This window comes from Streptomyces sp. NPDC093795 (assembly GCF_044764665.1).
In the GTDB taxonomy this organism is placed as follows: Bacteria; Actinomycetota; Actinomycetes; order Streptomycetales; family Streptomycetaceae; genus Streptomyces.
The window spans coordinates 213,130-233,534 of sequence record NZ_JBIWIO010000008.1 but is presented as its reverse complement, the minus strand read 5'-3'; the positions used below and the strand labels follow the sequence as shown (position 1 = coordinate 233,534).

The following is a 20,405-nucleotide window of genomic DNA, read 5'->3' as shown; positions in this document are numbered from 1 at the left end:
CCGGCACTCGGGCCACCATCCTGCCCGCGCACGGCCACAGCGTGCGACATGGGTCGTCGCCACCCTGGGCAGCCCAGCACGAATGAGCGTCAGGACTCTGTGGGCTCGATGGCCTCCTGTTTCGCCAATCTGTCCCGCAGCTTCTTCGCAACAGGTTTCACCTTGTTGTCCCAGAAAGGCCTGACATGAGGAGCGACGAGAATGGCGCCTACTACGGCCCCGCCGATGGCCAACTCTTTCCAACTGAGCTGAGGGTCATCGTCGCCACCATTACCGCTGTCGTCCACGATGGGCTCGGGATCGAAAATGGCCTCTTCTTCAGCGGGAGACCCTCCGTCGCCGAAGCCACCGGAATTCGCTTCCATATCGGCCCTAAGTGCCGCTACCGTCTCCTCGCTCCAGGTACGAGTTTCCCAGTTCCGGTTGTACTGAGCGTACCCGCCCGTACCGCGTGAATGGTATTGCTCCTTCGCGTACTGCTGCCCCTTCTCGGTGAGCCCATAAGCGCCGGGGTTTCCGTCCAGATAGCCGTACTCCTTGAGGAGCGCATTCATTTCTCGAGCCGTTCGGCCAAACTTCTCGCCCAACACCCGTGCTGATTTCCCCATGGCTCAGCGCCCCCTCTTACACTTCGGCCGCACGCGGGCCGCCGCTGACGATACGGACGACGTTACCGGCAGCACACGGCACTGCGGAGCTAGTTCTGTCAGACGCGTACCGCCTTCGCTGGGACGCCGAGCAGCGCCTGGCCTTCAACGGCCGCAGCGGCCTCACCGAGCCCCATAGCGACACCCTCACCGCGGCTGGACCTGCGCGAGCGGACGGCGTCCGCCGACCTGCTTCGTAAGTACGTTGGCTGTCTCCCGTCGGGCCAACTCGTCCGCCCTTGACGTCTGCGCACGTCAAGGACCAGAAACCCGCCCTGTTCCCGTAGCCGCAGGGATAGGGTGACCTTCGGGGATGGTGCAACACGGTGACGCGGTCGCGAGAGGGTGACGCAGAGAACATGGCAGAGGTGCCCGCGCAGATCGGCCGCTACGTGGTCGAGCGCGAGCTGGGCTCGGGGGGCATGGGAGAGGTCTATCTGGCCTATTCGCCCGGCGGGGACCCGGTCGCGGTGAAGGTGATCCGACGGGATCGCCTCGACCAGGCCACGCGCGCCCGATTCGAGAAGGAAGCGCTCATCGCGCGAACGGTCGTGGGTACGAACCGAGTGGCACGCTTCCTCGATGCCGACCCGTACGCCGAGCAGCCCTGGATGGCCGTCGAGTACGTCCCAGGACATACGGTTCAGGAGCAGGTACAGGGCCGGGGCACGCTCCCTACCCCGCTCGTCGCCAGCCTCGGCGCGCTGCTCGCCGAGGGGCTCGAAGCAGTTCATAAGGTGGGCCTGCTCCACCGCGACCTCAAACCGCAGAACGTCATGCTCAGCGAGTACGGTCCGATACTGATCGATTTCGGTCTCGGGGCCTTCGTTGACGCTGACAAGGACAACCTGACGCAAGCCGGGATGATCATCGGCACCATTCGGTGCATACCTCCCGAACAAGCGCTCGCCCGCACCAAGCCGAAAGAACCTGCCGATGTGTACGGGCTCGGCACAGTGCTGCTCTATGCGGCGACCGGCCACTACCCGTACGAGGGCGCGGACTGGCTCGGAATTGCCACTCAGGTAGCGGACGAGGAGCAGTCCCCGAATCTGGCCGGGCTGCCTGATGCCCTCCTCCCGCTGATCACAGCCATGCTCGCGTACGCGCCGGCCGACCGTCCCATGCTGACCGAGGTGACCCGGCAGTGTGTGGCGCTCGTAGAGGATGCGGGGTTGTCTGCGGCACAAGCCCGCCATGCACTGGTAAAGGCGACGGCTTCCTCCGAGGACAGTGCCCGCGCGGCGCAGAACAATGGCCCGTCCTCCTCGGTGTGGGAACGCATCGAACAATTCGCGGCCCCGGTCGGCGAGACCGGCACTGCGGACGAGGACGACCACGACAGCCCGCTCGACCGTCCCCTCCCGGTCTCAGAAGACTCCGGCGCTGAGGCGCCTGCAGATCTCACGAAAGAAATCGTGCGGGGAGCCGAGAAAACTCCCGATCCGGAGCCGCCGACCCAGAAGCCGAGGCGAGGTCGGAAGCCAGCCTCTCTGACGGTTTCCGAGGACTTGCGAAAGCGGTACGCGATGCAGTCCGGGCTGTAGCTCGCCCATCAGGCGCATCGTCAGCCGGAGGCAATGTCAGTGCACTGCGGTAAAACAACGGCGGATGATCGAGTCGCCGTATCTCACCTCCGGGCTTCTCCGGAGCGCATGCGAAACAGCAGTATGAAGGAATGGAGCGGTACGTGACCAGCGTGACGGAGACCGGTGACGGTCAGGGCGCGTTCGACACGGAGGACGCTGCGGATGAAGCAGTGGACTCCGCCGTTCCCGGCCCCACGGGGGCCGCCTCCCTGACCCGCCAGGCCAAGTACGCGCCGGGCGCGCAGGTCCGGGTCCGGGACGAGCAATGGCTGGTCAAAACCGTCACGCCGGTGGGTGACGAGGACTGGATGGTCGAGGCGACCGGAGTCTCCTCCTTCGTCCGCGGGACCGACGCCGTCTTCTACGACAAGCTCGACTACATCGAGGCCCTCGACCCGAAGAAAACTCTCCTGGTCCCGGACGACTCCCCGAACCACCGCAAGGCCCGCCTCTACCTGGAGGCGGTCATCCGCAAGACCGCGCTCCCGCAGACCGAGCACGGTCTCGCGCTGGCCGACAACTTCCTCATGGACCAGCAGACCCACCAGCTGCGCCCTGCCGAGCTGGCCTTGTCCAAAGAGAACCCGCAGCCGCGGGTTCTGATCGCCGACGTGGTGGGGCTGGGCAAGACCCTGGAGATCGGCATCCTGCTCGCCGAGCTCATCCGGCGCGGGCGCGGCGAGCGCATCCTGGTGGTCACTCCGGCGCACGTCCTGGAGCAGTTCCAGCGCGAGCTGTGGACCCGCTTCTCCATCCCGTTGGTCCGCCTGGACTCCACCGGTATCCAGCGCATCCAGCGGGACATCCCGGCCGGCCGCAACCCGTTCGCGTACTTCAAGCGCGCGATCATCTCCGTGGACACCTTGAAGAGCGACGTCTACGCCCACCACCTGGAGAACTCCCACTGGGACGCGGTGGTCATCGACGAGTCACACAACCTGGTCAACCGGGGCACCAAGAACAACGATCTCGCCCGTGCCCTGGCCGATCACACCGACGCGCTGATCCTCGCCTCCGCGACCCCGCACAACGGCGCGACGGAGTCCTTCGCCGAGCTGATCCGGATGCTGGACAAGACGGCGATCGCGAACACGTCGGAGTACGAGGTGAAGGACCTCGGCCACCTGTACATCCGGCGGACCAAGACCGACCGCGAGGTCCGTGACTCCCTCAAGGGCAAGTGGGCCGACCGCGGCCCGTCCCGGCCGGTGGTCTGCGAGGCCGGGCCGAAAGAGCGGGCGGTCCTGGAGGAGCTCGCCGCGCGATGGACACCGCGCGATCCAGCCGCTTCCTCGGTGTGCGCGGACACGATGGTGGCCTACAACCTGCTGAAGTCGTTCCTGTCCTCGCACCGGGCCTTCCAGGACTCGGTCGCGGCGCGGCGGAAGGTCCTGGAGGCTCCCCTCAAGGTCAGGAGGGGGCAGGATCCGGCGGCCCGCGAGGCCGAGCGCCGTATCGAGCGCGAGGCCATCGTGCAGCTGGAGCGCCTTGCCGCCGACATCGGCGACAACGACTCCGCGAAGCTCGATGCCCTGGTGCGCGAGCTGAAGGAGATCGGTGTGGGTCCCGGGTCGGACATGCGGGTCGTGGTCTTCTCGGAGCGCATCCCCACCTTGAAGTGGCTCGCCGAAGTGGTCCCGTCCAGGCTTGGTTTCCGAACCGGGACCAAGCTCGAGGAGTCCGTGGCGGAGGCGAAGCCTTGGCTGGCCTACGGCGGCGCGGTCCAGGTCATGCACGGCGAGGCCAGCAACGAGGACGAGCAGAAGGACATCGTCTCCAAGTTCGGGCTGAAAACCGACCCGGTCCGCATCCTGTTCACCGGCGATGTCGCCTCCGAAGGCGTCAACCTGCACCAGCAGTGCCACCAGTTGATTCACTACGACCTTCCCTGGTCGCTGATCCGCATCGAGCAGCGTAACGGCCGTATCGACCGTTACGGACAGAGCAAGGCCCCCCAGTTCCGGGCCATGGTCCTCACCGCCGATGTGGAGTGGCGCACGGGTGAGAAGGGCGAGCCGCTCCATCTGGACGACCGCCTGGTGGGCTCCAAGCTCCTGGCCCGTGAGGAGGAGGCGCACCGGATCGAGGGCTCGGCGGAGGCCGTCACCGGTATCTACCGGGCAAAGGAGGAAGAAGACCGCCTGACGCGAGACTTGATCTCCGGGCGGACGGTCGAGGAGTCCATCAAGAAGTCCAGCGGCGGCGCGAAGGCGATGCTCGGCCGGCTGATGGGCAATGTCGGTGCCAAGAAGCCGACCGATGGCGTGCCTGTCGCCACGGTGCCGAGCCTGTTCGGCACGTCGGGTTCCACGGCCGCCTACTTCAACGAGGCGTTGCGCCAGACGTACTTCCCCGACAAGCCGGAGAACGTGCTCAAGCTGCGCCGTGAGGACGACGGCACAGTCGCCTTCGAACCGCCGCCGGACCTGGTGTATCGGCTGAAGTCGCTGCCCAAGTCGTACCTGACCGACCAGGGCATCCTGCCGACCGCCAAGAAGGAGGGCCGGCTGCGGCTCACCTTCGACAAGGGGCTCGCGGCCAAGCGTCTTGAGGTCGCCCGGGAGACCACCGAGAGTCAGTGGCCCAACGTCAGTTACGTGTCGGACGTCCATCCCGTCCTGGACTGGGTGACCGACAAGGCCCTTGCCGCCCTGCGCCACGACGAGGCGTTCGTTCTCGCTTTCGCCCCCGATCTCGAAGCGGCCGGGAAGCTGGACGAGCAGCTACCGGCCGACCTGGCCGGTCCGGTGTATCTGGTCCAGGGCATCTACTCCAACGCGGTGGGCCGTCCTACCGTCGTGGAGTGGATGGCCGTCGTCGGCCTGCCCACCGCACCGCGCGTCCTGCGGATCGACGACGCCTTCCTCGCCGCGTGCAGTGTCGGCCCGAAGATGCCCGGACGCGCCACCCCCGTCGACCGGGAAGGGCTCCAGACGCTGGTGCCGGCGGCCGTCGACGCGGCGACCGTGTTCCTCACCGACCGGGCGGCGGAGTACAAGGAGGCGATCGACGCGGTGCTCGCCCCGTACGAGAAGCGGGTCGCCCAGTGGCAGCAGGACGCCCTCTTCGCCGCCTCGACCCGCTCGCAGAAGGCCAAGCAGGACGTGAACCTCACGGCGAGCCGTCGCAAGTCCATGATCCGGTCGTTGCGGACCTCCGGAGCACCGATGCTGCGCCTGCTCGGCGTCCTTGAACCGCTGTCCGCGACGCCTGCTGGCGTCACCGATGTATCCGCTGCGCCTGTTGCCGGAGAGACGATCGCCTGATGAGTACCGACTTCGACTCCTTCTCCAACCGCGGCGAGTACCTGTCCGCGTTCTACTTCGCCGAGCAGCTCGGCGAAGGCCTCAAGAAGGGCGTTTTCGCCGCCTGGGCCAACCGAGAGAGCGACGAGCACGACCCGCGCCCCACGCCGCGCGAGTCAGTGCGGGCACTGCGCTCGACGTACCTGGACGAGAAGTACCGTGGCTTCTTCGCCGAGCAGGCCAAGGCCGACGAGCAGGATGACGAGTACCCGGAAGCCGCGGCCTTCGAGGCCCGCCTCAACACCTACGGTGACGCGGAGTGGTGCGAGCGCGTTCAGGACTGGCACCGGCAGGTCCTCGCTGCGCTCGGCTTCCCCTCCGTCTCAGCGGAACCCGCCGCACGGACCCTGATCGTGCACCGCGCCGGGCGCGAGCACGAGGTGACCGTGGCCTGGCACAGCGACGGCATCGTAGCCCTGGACTGCGGCTGGTCGGCGAGCAACGACACGGCGCTCGACGCGGACGGGTACGGCCGCCTGCTCCACCCGCTGCGGGCGGGCAGCGGTGAGAGTTACGAGACCGGGCAGGCGCTCGCCACCTGGTTGTTCCAGAGCGAGCTGCGTGAGGAGGGTGGCGCGGCCCCGCGATTCGTACTGCTCCTGTGCGGCGGCGTCATCGTCCTCGCCGACCGGCATGCCTGGGGCGAGGGCCGCTACCTATCCGCAAACCTCGACGCCGCCCTGGAGCGCAACGATCGCCGTCAGTACGGCGAACTCGCCACGATCGCGGGCCTGTTCAGCCACGACGTACTCGCACCGGCCGAGGACGGCAAACCGCCGGCCATCGACGCGCTGGTCAAAGCTTCCCGCGACAACGCGGTCGGCGTCTCCGGAGAGCTTCGCGAAGGGCTCCAGAAGTCCGTCGAGATCATCGCCAACGCGGTGCTCGAACGCCTGGATGAGTCCGATCTCGACCCGCGCGACATCGAGCGCCCGGACCTGACGTTCGCCCGGCAGCTCACCCGGGAGTCGCTGCGCTACCTCTACCGCATTTTGTTCTTGCTGTACGCCGAGGCCCGTCCCGAATTGGGCATCCTGCCCGCCGACGACGGCTCCTACGAGGCCGGCTACTCGATGGCGCGCCTGCGTGAACTGGTGGAGCGCGACGAACTGTTGACCGAGGAGACAGCTCGTAACGGATTCCATCTGCACGCCTCGCTGGACGTCCTCTTCAAGAAGGTCAACAACGGTTACCGGCCCTATGGCACCGAGCCGAACGACGACCTGCCCGGCGACGACGAGGACACCCGGCGACGCAAGGCGAAGTATCGGAGCGAGGACCGTGGACTGCGCTTCGAGCCCTTGCGCAGCGAGCTCTTCGAACGTGACTCCGTCCGGCTCATCGGCAACGAGACGCGTGACCCGCGCAGCGACGAGGACAGCGAGCCGGTCTGGCTGGACCTGCGACCGCGAAACGGCGCCCTGCACGAGGTGCTGCGTCTGCTGACCCTGAAGAAGGCCGAACGGGCCGGGGGCCGGGCCGGGTTCATCTCCTACCGGAACCTCGGCATCAACCAGCTCGGCGCCGTGTACGAGGGGCTGATGTCGTACACCGGCATCATCGCCGAGGAAGAGTTGTGCGAGGTCGCCAAGGGCGGCGACCCGGCGAAGGGCTCCTGGCTGGTGCCCTCGCAGCGACTCAAGGAGTACCCCGAGAACACCTGGGTGACGTACGACGACCGGGACGCGGTGAAGGGGCTGCGCGGCCCGAAGAAGTACCCGCCGGGGCGGTTCGTGTACCGCCTGGCCGGCCGTGACCGGGAGACGTCCGCCTCGTACTACACGCCCGAGTCGCTGACGAAGGTCACGGTCGAGCTGGCGCTCAAGCACCGTCTCGACCAAGAGCGGGACGCCGACGGAAACGTCGTGAAGACGCGCGCCTCGGAGCTCCTCAAGTACCGGATCTGTGAGCCCGCGCTGGGCTCGGGGGCGTTCCTCAACGAGGCGATCAACCAGGTCGCCGAGGAGTACCTGCGGCGTCGGCAGGACGAGCTGGGTGTCTCCGTGCCGACGGGCGACGCGCTGACGGAGAAGCAGAAGGCCAAGGCGTACATCGCCCTGCACAACGCCTACGGTGTTGACCTCAACGCGACCGGCGTCGAGCTGGCCGAGGTCTCGATGTGGCTGAACACCATGCACCCCGGGATGCGGGCCCCATGGTTCGGGCTGCACCTGCGGCGCGGCAACTCGCTCATCGGCGGGCGGCGCGCCGTGTACGCGGCGGGGGACGTGGCCCCGCTGAAGGGCAAGGCCCCCTGGCTCAACGCCAAGCCGCTCGCGCCGGAACCGCTGCCGTTCCTGAAGGACGGGGCCGAGCAGCCGCTGCCGGACGGAGCGGTACACCAGTTCCTGCTGCCGACACCGGGGTGGGCGGCAATCACGGGCGCGAGTGGCGACGCGAAGAAGCTGCTCGTGCAGCTGGCCGAGGGCGGGGTGAAGGATCTCGCGGAGTGGAAGAAGGGGATCCTGAAGACACCGGCACGGCGCCTGAACAAGAAGACCGGCGAGCCGGTCCTCGACCGGAAGTCCGGCGACGAGGCGGCCTCGCAGTACACGCGGCTGCGGGATGCGGCGCAGCGGGCGGAGTTCCTGTGGTCGCTGGTCGTGAAGCGGATGGAGCTGTCGGAGCGGGAGATCGCCCGCAGTATCGACGTGTGGGGCGCTGACACGAAGGACGAGGAGTTCGCCTTCCTGCGGCGGTCCGAGGACGATGGGGGTGGTTCGGATGCCACCGCCGTCCGGATGTCGAAGGAAAAGGTGTACGCGGACCTGTTCCGCGCGGCGGGGACCCCGTACTGGCGGATCAAGCGCGTCATGGACGCGTGGTGCGCGCTGTGGTTCTGGCCGGTGGGGAAGGCGGGGCTCCTTGACGGAACGGACGACGCGTATGCGGGTGCCCCGGTGGTGGGGGGTGAGGGCGCCGGCAGTATCGGCGACCTGATCGAGGCGATGTCCGCGAAGGTGGTACCGGCCGATGCGGTGCCGCCTCCCGAGGGCACGTCGGCGGCTGAGGCCGGGGTGACCCCGCCTCCGTCCCCGCCCATGCCCACGAGCGCGCCGCGCTTCGTGGAGAACACCATGCTCTTCGCTATGAAGGGCGACCAGATCTCGATGTCCGACATCGAGGCGTCCTCCAACGGTGTGGTCCACGTGGAGGTCAAGGAGGTCGGCCCGTCGAAGACGACGGTGAAGACCAGGAAGCAGCCGGCTCCTGACCAGTCCCGCCCCGCCCGTCGCCCGCTCATCGCGCTGAAGGACCTCGACGACTGGTTGGACTTCCTGGAGGCCATGCTCGGACGTGGCCCGGTCCCGGACGCCGGCTCGCTCATCGGCTCCCTCAACACCCTGGAGGAACTCAGCGAGTACGAGCAGCTCATCCAGGACGAGACAGAGATGGACATGGACCAGTGGGAGCCTGAAGCGCGCTTTCCCTGGATGGGTGCGGTCCGTGACATCGCGGAGGACCAGGGCTTCCTGCACTGGGAGTTGGATTTCGCGCTGGCCTTTGCCGAGGGTGGCGGCTTCGACCTTCAGGTGGGGAATCCGCCGTGGGTGCGGCCGGAGTGGAAGGAGAACTCTGTCATCGCGGAGTTCGAACCCTGGTTCATGCTGACGGAGAAGCAGCCAACGGTAGAGAAGCAGCTTCGACGCACAGCAGTTTTGGCGCAGAAAAAAGTGAGCCGCTATGTCCTTGGTGAGCTCACTTCCACTGCCGCCATGGCTCACTATCTTGGCGCCAGCTCGACCTATCCACTGATCGCGGGAAGCCAGCCAGACCTCTACTGGGCTTTCATGTGTCGAGTTTGGGATCACACTCCCGCCCAGGGGTCCGCAGGACTTGTTCATCGTGACGCGCATCTGAGCGGTAACAAGGCTGTTGAGCTCAGAGAGGAGGCCTACCGACGGTTGCGCGTTCACGGCGATTTCGTTAATGCAGGAAACCGATTCTTTCCATCACCCGTAGGAAGGTCTAGCCATTTTGGCGTCCACATCTATGGCGAAAGTAGCGAAGTCGATTTTTCTCATCTGGCATGGCTGTTCTCGGTAGACGCACTGCGCCACTCTCACAACCATAGCGGTGAGGGCGATACACCCGGCGTAAAATACGGAGGAGATTGGGACGAGCGACCCCACAGGAGTCGGGTCATTCGCGTTACAACCGATACCCTCACTCGGTGGAAGAGGCTGTCCGGAGATAACATCCCAGTCTCCCAGGCGCCGCTACTGACACCAGTCAGCACAGCCGAGGACGCGGCGATCGAGACCCTTGCCGCCTACCCGATTCGCCTCGGTTCCGTTCGTCCGCAACTTAGCGAGGGCTTCAACGAAACGACGGCGAAAAAGGCAATCTACGGACCCAATAAAAACTCTCCGCTCATCGACTACAACACGGGACGAGACGGTCGCGAAGACTTCAAGACCACCGCCTGGGATGAGGTAATCCTTCAAGGCCCGCAGCTAGGTGCAGGCAACCCTCTTTTTAAGCAGCCAAGTCACGGTGTAGGGGAGCTTCGCGGTATCAACCCGCAGGAAATTCCAGATGACTACATCCCAGAGTCAGAATTTTTGCGGGTGTCGCCTCTGGACACGTACCTAGCCGAACAAGAGGACTGGGAGGTTACGGATAAGGATCTGGTGCGCACCGATGGCAATATCGCAAAATGTTCGAAGTTTTATCGCCTCGCCTGGCGTGAATGGATTGCCATGGATACCGAACGGAGTCTCTACGCATCCATCATTCCACCAGGCGCAAGCCATGTACTCACCATCTACAGCGCGGAACTTCGGGGCGTTCTTGCGACATGTTTGACAAGCGGATTTTGGTCGTCGCTACCAATTGACTACATGCTCCGCATTACAGGGACGAAGCATCTGCAACCTTCACCCGCACGAAGGATGCCGGTGCCTAATCCCGTGCACCCCCTAGCCCCCGCCCTCCTCCTCCGAACCCTCCGCCTCAACTGCCTCACCACCGCCTACGCTGACCTTTGGCAGGAGCTCCGCAGGCCCGCCCTGGCCGCCTCGTCCGACTACGAGCCTTGGGCCCGCACCTGGCCGCATATGACGACCGAACTTCACGCCGTCACCCCCGCCTGGCAGCGCGACACCCCTCTCCGCACCGAGTACGCCCGCCGGGCCGCACTCGTGGAGATTGACGCGCTCGTGGCCGTCTGGCTCGGGATCGACGCGGACACGCTCGTCACCATGTACCGGGCCCGCTTCCCGATCATGCAGGACTTCGATTCGGTCACCTGGTTCGACTCCGCCGAGCGCAAGATCGCCGGGAATCGGTACACCTTCGGCCACGGTCAGACCAGCGACCACTGGAAGGCCTTCGAGAAGTACCAGGCCGACCCCGCCACGACCCCCGTCCCCGACGGCTACACCGCCCCCTTCTATAAGGCTGACCGTGAGACCGAGATGCGCGAGGCCCACGCCTACTTCCAGAAGCGTCTCGACGCCGCCGTCGAGGCCGGTAAGTGGGACCCGGTCACGCAGGAGGTGCCCAAGCCGTGAGGCCGACGCTCGAGGCGCAGGGGCTCAAGGAGAGCCTGCTGCAGTACCTGTCCACCACGTACGCGCTGACCGACGAGGGCGCGCGGCAGGCGCTGCACCGGTTCCTGGGGGACGAGAACTCCGGGATGTTCCGGGGGCCATTTCTTCGCCTCCGTACGCCCTTCGTCTCAGCCGACGCGTCATGGACCAGGTCTCTGGACTGGCGACGAACCGACGGCTGGACACCGTACGCGCATCAGGCGAAAGCCTTCGAGCGGCTGTCCTCGGCGGGTGGCCGTACGCCGAAGCCCACGCTGGTGACGACCGGTACCGGCTCCGGTAAGACGGAGTCGTTCCTCTATCCCGTACTCGACCACTGCGCCCGCGAGCGGGCGGCCGGCCGGGCCGGGGTCAAGGCCGTATTCCTCTACCCGATGAACGCGCTCGCCACCGACCAGGCCCAGCGCATCAACGAACTCCTTTGTGAGCACGAGGCGTTGAAGAAGGTGAGGGCCGGGCTCTACATCGGCGACAAGGCGGCGACGCACTACGACCGGGTGTACACACGCCGCTCGGACATGCAGGTCTCGCCGCCCGACATCCTGATCACGAACTACAAGATGCTCGACCTGCTGCTTCAGCGGGCCCAGGACGCCCCGCTGTGGGCGGATGCGGACATCCGGTACGTGGTCGTGGACGAGTTCCACACCTACGACGGTGCGCAGGGCACGGACGTCGGGATGCTCCTGCGGCGCCTCGCCTCGGCAGTCGGGGTGGCGGAGAAGGGCCGTCCGCTGGGGCGGATCTGCCCGGTGGCGACCTCGGCAACGCTCGCCTCCGACAGCACGGACCAGGACGGGTTCCGCCAGCTGCTCGACGTCGCGACGCAGGTGTTCGGCACGGAGTTCGACATGTCCTCGATCGTCGGGGAACACCGGCAGACAGTGGACGAGTTCGTGCCGCCGAGCGGCTTCGATCCGATGCTGCCGATCCCGGTCCCGGACGAGTTGGCCACCCTCCCTGACCCCTCGCTAGGCGAGGAGGAGTTCCTCGCGCTCGTCGAGGCTGTCACCGGCACCCGCGAGACCGACCCGCTCGTGCTCGGCGGCCTGCTGAAGAAGCACATGCTGACCTCGGCGGTGATGCACGCTCTGGACGGGCAGGTGCGGACCGTGCCCGAGGTGCTGGACCTGATGTGGCGGCGAGGCGCGTTCTCCTGGGGGCAGGCGATCACCCGCCAGCCGGAGGTGGCGGCGTCCGCCCTCGCCCGGCTCCTGGCGCTGCTCTCGGTGGCTCGTGATCCGGCCTCCACGCCCGAGCGGCCGCGTCCTTTCGTGCAGGTCGAGGTGCATCAGTGGGCGCGGTCGGTGTCGCGGGTCGTGCGGGGTGTGCTGCCGTGGCCCAAGGCCGAGTTCCAGTGGGACTCTGCCGGTTCCGCCCACCACTCGGGCGAGCAGCCGGCCCGCACCGCCCCGGTGACGACGGCGACCGCGGGCGCGGCCGCGAACCTGTTTCTGCCCGCTGTCTACTGCCGTGACTGCGGGCGTTCGGGCTGGGCGGTGTTCTCCCCGGAGACCGACGACGCGGACGTACAGGTCGACACGCACAAGATCCGGCGTGCCTCGGTCAGCCAGGACAAGATGCGGGTCCGGAACCTGATAGCGGCCACCGAGAAGGAGGCCCAGGAGGGCTCCGGTGCCGCCCCGATGGACGAGGCCGGGCGCGGTGCGGGCCGGGGTGGCACCGCCCTCGTGGCCACCAATGCCGGGCAGTTGCGTGTACTGGACGGGCCGAAGCGCCGCCTGCGGCTGCCCGATCCGGTCGAGGACTACGACCAGGAGACCGGCGCGCCCCGGCTGGCGGGCTCCGACTCGGCGTTCGTCCTCGTCTACCTCGGGGACACCGCGACCACCGCCGCCGAGGACGACTGGTGCCCGGCCTGCGGTTCGCACAACGCGATCCGCTTCCTCGGTACCGGTGCCGCCGCCCTCGCCGCGGCCTCGGTCACCCAGTTGTTCACCGGCGGCGAGATGGATAGGGCGCAGGGTGAGGACAAGACCCTGATGTTCAACGACTCGGTGCAGGATGCCGCACACCGGGCCGGTTTCGTGGCCAGCCGCTCGTATACCTTCTCCCTGCGCGCACTGTTCAAGAAGCATCTGTCGGAGGAGGCGCCGACCGCGCTGCACGACCTGATCGCCGACGTGGTCGCGGCGACCACCGACCGCGAGACCCTTGCCGCCGTCGTCCCCACCGACCTGCACGACTTCAAGGGCGTCAAGCGGCTCCTGTCCGGTCAGGGGCGAGGCGGGGACAAGAAGACCTGGGAGCTGATCGGCGAGCGCTTCGCGTTCGAGGCGCTGATGGAGTTCGGCTTCCGCTCCCGCAACGGCCGTACTCTGGAACTCACCCGCACCGCCGCCGCCCACGTGCGCATCGAGGACCCTGCCTCCGCGATCGCCCTGGTCAAAGCCGCGCACACCGAGCCGTACGGGCGCGGCGGCGGGCTGCCGGTCATCGAGCAGGACGACGCCCGCTACCTCGGGTTCCTGCGGATCTTCCTGGAGCGGCTGCGGACCCGTGGCGCGATCGGTCACAAGTGGCTGGAGGGGTACCTCTCGGAGGCCGGTACCAGCCGGTACTTCATCTGGGGCAAGCGGCCTCCCGGCATGCGCGCCTTCCCCAAGGGCATCGCGGCCCCGGTGTTCCTGCTCAGCGCCCCCAAGACGAAGAGCGAGTTCGACTTCGCGACCGGCCGTCTCTCCTGGTACGAGCGGTGGGCACAGCGCACGCTCGGGCTGCCGCGAGAGCAGGCCGCGGAGTTCTGGTCACGGCTCCTGCCCGCGCTGGTCGAGGCGGGCCTGCTCTCGGTGCGCACTCCGACCGACAGCAGCCTGCGCGTCTACGGTTTGAAGCCGGGCGCGATCGACGTACAGCTGTTGAAGGACGCCGAGGTGAACGAGGCGTTTGTCCGCTGCCCGGACTGCTTCTGGGAGCAGACCGTCCACCCCGGTCTGCTCGCACAGTGGGACGGGCAGCGCTGCCCGTCCTACCGCTGCCGCACCGGCCTCCTCGTCGCGGGCGACCGACCCGAGGGGCTCGGCAAGCACCAGCGGGACCGTAACTACCGCGAGGACTACTACCGCAGGCTGTACCGGAAGGCGGGCACGTACCAGGTCATCACGGCTGAGCACACGGGCATGCTGACCCGGCCGGAGCGGGAGGGGGTCGAGGCGGCGTTCAAGGACGGCAGCGGGTTCAAGGATCCCAACCTGCTGTCCTGTACGCCGACGCTCGAAATGGGCATCGACATCGGCGACCTGTCGGCCGTCGTGCTCGCCGCGCTGCCCAGGCGCGCTGCCAACTACGCCCAGCAGGTGGGCCGGGCCGGGCGACGTACCGGAAACGCGTTCCTGCTGACCATCCCCGACCGCAGCTGCCGAGATTTGTACTACCTGGAGCAGCCGCGCGAGATGATCGCCGGGCAGATCGTGCCGCCGGGCAGTCACCTGTCGGCCATCGAGATCCTGCGCCGCCAGTACCTCGCACACCTCCTCGACCTCGCCGCGCGGGGCCGGCTGTCGCGCACTGACGGCCGTCCGCTGCCCGCAGTCGTACGGGAGGCCCCGGCCCTCTTCGGCCCGTCCGGATACCTCGCCGATCTCGTCGAAGCGGCGCTCGCGGACGCCTCGAACCTGGTCGAGGGGTTCCTGGACCTGTTTCCCGTCGGCGTCAATGAGCAGGCCGCCGACGACCTGCGGGCCTTCGCCGGGCGTGGGCTGCGCAGCGCGGTGGAGCGGGCCGAGCGACAGTGGCTCCACGCCGAGGAGGTGCTGCGGCGGCGACTGCGGTACATCGCGGAGGCCCGCGACGAACTCCACGACACCGAGGACGAACAGCGCGACCGTAAGGCCGAACTCGACGCCGAACACCGGGCGCTCGGCAAGCGCTTGAGCAAGCTCGGGCTCATCACCGCCCAGCAGGCCCTGTGTGATCTCGGACTGCTGCCTAACTACGCGCTCATCGACTCCGTCACCACCCTCAACGCGACGCTGTACTGGGTCGACGGTATGGATCCGAACACCGGCCGGGACCGGTTCGACTCCAAGATCCGCTCCTACGATCGGCCCCGGCGCTACGCCCTGTCCGAACTCGCCCCCGGCAACACGTTCTACGTCAACGGCTACAAGCACGAGATCACCGGCATCGACATCGGCAGCCCCTCTCAGCCGGACTGGAAGGCCTGGCGGTTCTGCCAGGAGTGCGGCTACGTCCGTACCGAGGACGCCATAGACGACCGCTCGCCATGCCCGCGCTGCGGCAGCGCCGGGATCGCGGACGACGGTTCCTGCCTGCACCAGGTCATCGAGCCCACGACCGTCACCTCCCGCGACAAGCGCGAGGACGCCCGTATCGGCGACGACAAGGACGACCGGGAACAGCGCTACTACACCGTCATCGACGCGGTGGACATCCCCCGGGAGGAGATCAAGCACGGCGCGTCCTGGCGGCACGCCCACCACACCTTCGGCGTCGACTACTGCCGCAAGGCGGTAATCCGCCGCATCAACGTCGGTCCGATGCGGTTCGACAGCCAGACCGAGGACGAGCTCGCCGGGCAGGACGTCCGCATGGCCCCGTTCCACGTGTGCACCGCGTGCGGGGCGGCGACCGCCGACGGTAAACCGGTCTTCGACCACGCCATCGACGCCTTGGACTCCTCGGCCGCCCACAACCCGAAGGTAAAGCACCACCAGCCGTGGTGCCCGCTGCGGCGTGGGAAGAAGGCCGCTACCGTGCCCCAGCAGCCGGTGCTCCTCGCCCACCAGCTGAACACCGAGGCGCTGCGGGTGCTCCTGCCGGCGGCCACCGTGCTCGTCGAGGAGAAGATCTACTCCTTCAAGGCCGCACTGCGGCTCGGCGTCGACCGGCAGTTCGGCGGCGACCCCGCGCACCTGGACACCACGCTGGCCCGGATGCCCGACCAGGCCACCGGCGAGAAGCGCCACTTCCTGGTCCTCTTCGACCGGCTCCCCGGCGGCACCGGATATCTGGACCGGCTGACCGACCCCGGCGACTTCAAGGAAATGCTCCTCAAGGCCCGTGCCGCGCTCCTCGCCTGCCCCTGTCAGGACGAGGGACTGCGGGCCTGCCACCGATGCCTGCACCGCTACACCGAGGAACGCCACCAGGACGTCGTCTCACGCCACGAGGCCCTGGAGATCCTCGGCGACCTCCTCGGCCCGGTCGACGAGAACGGCGAGCCGCTGCGCGACGCCGACGGTAACCCCGTCGACGGGTGGGCGGTCACCAAGGTGGCGTCCACAGAACTGATCGGCCTGGACAAACAGGTCGAGTCCGACCTGGAGGCCCGCTTCCTGACCGCCCTACGCAAGTGGAGCGAGAACCAGGACGACGCCGCACTCGACGAGAGTGGAACGAACAGCGGATACCTCCGCTTCACCGGTCCCACGGCCGGTGCGGGAGAGGCCGCCGATACCGAGTCCGTACGCTCGACCGGCTGGCGGCTCATCGCCCAGCGCAACATGGAGCACACCCGCACCGACTTCACCTTTGAATCCACCGACGGCCCCCGCCGACTCGTCACCGTCTACCTCGACGGCCACAGGTACCACGCGAGCCGCAAGCACAATCGGATCGCGCCCGACTGCACCAAGCGCAACCAGCTGCGGGCCGACGGACACATCGTCTTCCAGATCACCTGGGACGACCTGGAGCTCTTCGAAAAAGGCGACGCCGCCAAGGCACAGCCGGTGTGGCCGCCTTATCGGCGCATCGGCCAGGACACCGCCAAGGAGTGGTACGAGGAGCTGGGCGGCGACCGCGCCCACTACTCGGCCGCTGTGTTCGCCAACCCCATCGACACGCTCCTCGCCTACCTGCGCCAGCCCTCCCGTACCGCATGGGGGCGGCGGGCCAAGGCACTGGTCGGCGGGTTGATGAGCACGCCGGAGCCACTCGTACAGCAGGCCGACCGAGGCCAGGCACGCGAAGCCGTACGGGCCGCTCTCACCGCCCTCGGCCGCGGTGAGGCGCCGGGGCCGGAAGCCGGGGAAGGCGACGGAGAGATCCTCGTCCTGCACGCCGTGGACGAAAGCGGGCTGCCGCTGATCTACACCGTGGATGCCTCCGGTCAGGAGCCGGGTTGGAGTGCCATCGCCGTACTCGACGACCGCACCGCGAGCCTGGGCACCGCCGAACACAAGCTGATGTGGCGGTCCTGGCTGTACTGGTCGAACCTGCTGCAGTTCCTGGCCTTCGCCGGCGGCGACGGCATCCAGCTCGCGAGCAGCCAGGCCGCCGACTACCCGGTGGAGGTCCTCACCATCGGCGGCGGCGTCGGCGAACTCGAATCGCTGATCGTTCAGCGGAACCCGGCTTCCGACGAGGTGAGTTCGGTGGTGGACAGCCGCACCGCGGTGCTCGCTGGTGCGGCCGACGCCGAATCGACGGAGGAATCCTCCCTGGAGAAGATGGTCGCCGGCGTCCTGCGGGACCGGACCTGGGACGAGGACATCATCGAACTCCTGGAAGAGGACGAACCGGAATCCGACCTCACCCGGCTGGCCAAGAAAATCGCCGCCAAGGGCAAGAAGGCCCCTGTCTTCGGATACGAACTGGGCGAACGGGGCTGGCAGACGGACTTCGCCTGGACCGATTCCCAGATCAAGATCGCCGTCGTCGTGGCCCCGGACCCACACGGATCCCAAGCCGAGGAAGAGCGCCGCAAACGCGACGAGGCATACGCCGCCGACGGCTGGACCGTACGTACCGCCGCCGACTGGCTCGACCACCTCGACACCCTCCTGACACTCCTCCCCGACACGGAAGGCTCCAACTCCTGATGACCGCCCGGCTCAGCCTGTACGAAAAGGCCGAACAAGAGCTGTACAAGCTCGACCGCTCGGTCAAGGGAAAGTTCTACGACTTCTGCCACCGATTCCGGCAGAACCCCGACCACCCCGGCCTCGATCTCAAGCCCCTCAAGGGCGACGGACGGGTCTTCCGCGCGAAGATCGACCAGTCCTACCGGGCCCTCCTCGCCAAGGCCGGCGTGGACGAGCACGGCCAGGAGCGGTGGCTCGTCGTCGCGGTACGCCACCGCAAGCACGTCTACGAAGAACTCTCCGTCGCGATCAACCGCGTCACCGGTGAGATCGAGTTCGTCGACCTGTCCGTCGTCGGGCAGAGCGTGCTGCAGCGCGCCGGCGTCACCCTCACCCCGGTCGACCCGACGCCCGAGGCCGAGCTCCAGCAGCCGGCACCGACCCCGGAGGTTCACGAGTCGGTCGCGGTAGAGCCCGTCGCACCGCTCCTCTCCGGGATCACCGGCGAGGACCTGCGGTCGCTCGGCGTCGCGGCACAGCTCATCGAGCTCGCACTCGCCGTCACCGAGAGCGGCGAGCTCGACCAGCTGGTCTCCGGCGCCCCGCTCCTGACCAAGGACATCCTCTACGGCCTGGCCGCCGGGATGTCCATCGACGAGGTCCGGCGCGAGATCACGGCCCCCGTCGAGGTCGAACTCGCCGACACCGAACGTGACGACCTCGGCGCGGCGCTGGCCCGCACCACCGTCACCACCATCGACGACGACCTCCGCGTCGTGCTGGAAGAAGGCGACTTCCGGGCCTGGAAGGTCTTCCTCCACCCCGCCCAGGCCAAGCTCGTCGACCGCCGTTACAACGGTCCCGCCCGGGTCTCAGGCGGCCCTGGAACCGGCAAGACGATCGTCGCCCTCCATCGGGTCAAACACCTGGCCCAGCAGCTCCCTCCCGGCCACAACAAGCCCATCCTGCTCACCACCTTCACCACCAACCTCACAGTCGACCTCCGCGCGCGCCTCTCCTCCCTCCTCGAACCCGACCTCGTCGCCCGCGTCGAAATCACCAACATCGACAAGCTCGCGGCCCGCGTCCTCAACGAGAACTCACTCAGCGGCACCGGCAAGCAGCGCATCTACGACAGCGTCGCGATCGGCATCCTCCAACGCCTCCTGTTCGAACTCGACGAGAAGCGCTGGGAGCCCGAGTTCCTCTACGAGGAATGGGAACAGGTGATCCTCGGCCAGTCGCTCGGCAACCGCAAGGCGTACTTCGAGGCCCGCCGCGCAGGCCGCGGCCGGTCCGTCACCCGCCCCGAACGCGCCCAGATCTGGAAGATCCTCGAGCAGTTCACCGCCCGCCTCGACAAGGAGAACCGCGAGACCTGGGGCCAGGCCGCCGAACGCGCGGCCCGCTTCGAGATGGAACGCGCCGCCAAGATCAAGGCCCGGCAGGACCGTAAGGACGAGGTCGGCGGCAAAGACCTCATCCACCGCGACGACAGTTCCGGCATGCGCTACATCGCCCACCGCTACCAGCACGTCGTCGTCGACGAGGCCCAGGATCTGCGCCCTGCCCACTGGAAGATGCTCCGCGCCATGGTCGCCCCCGGACCCGACGACATGTTCATCGCCGGCGACACCTACCAGCGCATCTACGACCAGCAGGTCACCCTCGGCGCCGTCGGCGTCAACATCCGGGGCCGCTCCTCCCGCCTCACCCTCAGCTACCGCACCACCAAGGAGATCCTCGCCCGCGCGATGCAGGTCGTCGACGCCAAGGGCAACGCCCCCGCCTACGACGACCTCGACGACGGCACCGACACTCTCGCCGGCTACCGCTCCGTCCTTCGCGGCCCCGTCCCCGAACTCGCCCCCTGCGATACCTGGGACGACGAACTCACCCAACTCGCCGCCACCCTCCACGCCTGGCGTGAGGAACTCACCTCTGGCGACGGCGGCAACAAGCCGCGCCGCGACCCCCGCGGCAACATCGCCGTCTGCGTCGCCGACCGCGACTCCGTCAACCAGGTCATGTACTACCTCGCCACCGAGGCCGGCATCACCGTAGCCGAACTCACCAAGGACGGCGTCAAGGGCGACGGCGAAGTCCACGTCGGCACCACGCACCGCTTCAAGGGCCTCGAATACCAAAAGCTCGCCATCGTGGGCGCCCGCGACGGTATCATCCCCCGCACCGCAGTCATCGACCGCTACCGCGAATCCGACCCCCTGCGCTACGCCCGCGAGGAACGCAAGGCCCGCTCCCTCCTCTTCGTCGCCGCCACCCGCGCCCGAGACACCCTCCGCATCAGCTGGCACGGGACGTCGAGCCCATATATTTCCCAATAGTGAAAGACGAAGGCCTGCCCGGCGGGGGCGCAAAGGCTGTGCCTCATGACCGTCCTACAGGGCTCTGCATCGCGTGGTGCTGAACCGGAGGTCCTTGGCTGGACGAGTCAGCTGGAGTCTTCGAGCCGCTTCCCTAGCCGTCCCTCTGCGTCGCGCTCCGTCGACTTCGGCCTGGT

6 protein-coding genes are annotated in these 20,405 nt (G+C 67.5%); 5 read left to right on the top strand and 1 reads right to left on the bottom strand.

The window, feature by feature from the left end; all coding sequences use genetic code 11:
* Positions 1 to 89 precede the first annotated feature (89 nt).
* Complete coding sequence (locus tag ACIRB7_RS22585) at positions 90 to 608, bottom strand: hypothetical protein (protein ID WP_403601467.1); 519 nt, start codon at positions 606 to 608, stop codon at positions 90 to 92.
* 398 nt (positions 609 to 1,006) lie between these two features.
* Between ACIRB7_RS22585 and ACIRB7_RS22580 the strand changes: the two genes are divergently transcribed.
* The 5 genes from ACIRB7_RS22580 (at position 1,007) to ACIRB7_RS22560 (ending at position 20,229) form a co-directional block, all read left to right on the top strand.
* On the top strand, positions 1,007 to 2,194 hold the full coding sequence (locus ACIRB7_RS22580) for a serine/threonine-protein kinase (RefSeq protein WP_403601464.1): 1,188 nt from the start codon (positions 1,007 to 1,009) through the stop codon (positions 2,192 to 2,194).
* A 143-nt stretch (positions 2,195 to 2,337) separates the two neighbouring features.
* Positions 2,338 to 5,502 carry an SNF2-related protein gene (locus ACIRB7_RS22575; RefSeq protein WP_403601461.1) on the top strand — a complete coding sequence of 1,055 codons (3,165 nt, stop codon included), beginning with the start codon at positions 2,338 to 2,340 and terminating at the stop codon, positions 5,500 to 5,502.
* Positions 5,502 to 11,057 carry a hypothetical protein gene (locus ACIRB7_RS22570; protein ID WP_403601459.1) on the top strand — a complete coding sequence of 1,852 codons (5,556 nt, stop codon included), beginning with the start codon at positions 5,502 to 5,504 and terminating at the stop codon, positions 11,055 to 11,057. The genes ACIRB7_RS22575 and ACIRB7_RS22570 overlap by 1 nt, the downstream gene beginning before the upstream one ends.
* Positions 11,054 to 17,902: a DEAD/DEAH box helicase gene (locus tag ACIRB7_RS22565; RefSeq protein WP_403601457.1), complete on the top strand. Its 6,849-nt coding sequence runs from the start codon at positions 11,054 to 11,056 to the stop codon at positions 17,900 to 17,902. The genes ACIRB7_RS22570 and ACIRB7_RS22565 overlap by 4 nt, the downstream gene beginning before the upstream one ends.
* Entirely contained in the window at positions 17,902 to 20,229 is a 2,328-nt protein-coding gene (locus ACIRB7_RS22560; protein WP_403601455.1) for a UvrD-helicase domain-containing protein, read from the top strand. Before ACIRB7_RS22565 ends, ACIRB7_RS22560 begins: the two co-directional genes overlap by 1 nt.
* The last annotated feature ends 176 nt before the right edge of the window (positions 20,230 to 20,405 follow it).

Excerpts from the sequence above, each read along its gene's own strand:
- ACIRB7_RS22560 (WP_403601455.1), top strand. The coding sequence starts at position 17,902 with ATGACCGCCCGGCTCAGCCTGTACGAAAAGGCCGAACAAGAGCTGTAC.
- ACIRB7_RS22585 (WP_403601467.1), bottom strand. The coding sequence starts at position 608 with ATGGGGAAATCAGCACGGGTGTTGGGCGAGAAGTTTGGCCGAACGGCT.
- ACIRB7_RS22570 (WP_403601459.1), top strand. The coding sequence starts at position 5,502 with ATGAGTACCGACTTCGACTCCTTCTCCAACCGCGGCGAGTACCTGTCC.
- ACIRB7_RS22580 (WP_403601464.1), top strand. The coding sequence starts at position 1,007 with ATGGCAGAGGTGCCCGCGCAGATCGGCCGCTACGTGGTCGAGCGCGAG.